Origin of the sequence: Streptomyces cavernae (assembly GCF_004023625.1) — a bacterium.
In the GTDB taxonomy this organism is placed as follows: Bacteria; Actinomycetota; Actinomycetes; order Streptomycetales; family Streptomycetaceae; genus Streptomyces; species Streptomyces cavernae.
The window spans coordinates 1-949 of the sequence record NZ_RPDJ01000130.1; the positions used below are offsets into that span (position 1 = coordinate 1).

General features: G+C 68.7%; 1 protein-coding gene. It reads left to right on the forward strand.

The window, feature by feature from the left end; all coding sequences use genetic code 11:
• On the forward strand, positions 1 to 949 hold a 949-nt coding region (locus EF387_RS46475; protein ID WP_155589859.1), incomplete at both ends, for a 2-oxoacid:ferredoxin oxidoreductase subunit beta.

Genomic DNA, 949 nt, shown 5'->3' on the forward strand with positions numbered 1-949 from the left:
GTGCGCTGGTGCCCCGGCTGCGGTGACTACGCGATCCTGGCGGCCGTCCAGGGCTTCATGCCGGAGCTGGGCCTGGCCAAGGAGAACATCGTCTTCGTCTCGGGCATCGGCTGCTCGTCCCGTTTCCCGTACTACATGAACACCTACGGGATGCACTCCATCCACGGCCGCGCCCCGGCCATCGCGACGGGCCTCGCCTCCTCGCGCCGCGACCTGTCCGTGTGGGTCGTCACCGGTGACGGTGACGCACTGTCCATCGGCGGCAACCATCTGATCCACGCGCTGCGCCGCAACGTCAACCTCAAGATCCTGCTGTTCAACAACCGGATCTACGGCCTGACCAAGGGCCAGTACTCCCCCACCTCCGAGGTCGGCAAGATCACCAAGTCGACGCCGATGGGATCGCTGGACGCGCCCTTCAACCCGGTGTCGCTGGCCATCGGCGCGGAGGCCTCCTTCGTGGCCCGCACGGTCGACTCCGACCGCAAGCACCTCACCCAGGTGCTGCGCCAGGCCGCCGCCCACCCGGGCACGGCCCTGGTGGAGATCTACCAGAACTGCAACATCTTCAACGACGGCGCCTTCGAGGTCCTCAAGGACAAGCAGCAGGCCGAGGAGGCTGTGATCCGCCTCGAGCACGGGCAGCCGATCCGCTTCGGCACCGATCTCGCCAAGGGCGTCGTCCGGGACGCGGCCACCGGTGACCTCAAGGTCGTCACGGTCACGCCGGACAACGAGGCGCAGATCATCGTCCACGACGCGCACTCCGCGTCCCCGACCACGGCCTTCGCCCTGTCCCGGCTGGCCGACCCGGACACCCTGCACCACACCCCGATCGGCGTCTTCCGCTCCGTCGACCGGCCCGTCTACGACACCCAGATGGCCGACCAGCTGGACACGGCGGTCGAGCAGAACGGCAAGGGCGACCTGGCCGCACTCCTCGCCGGCG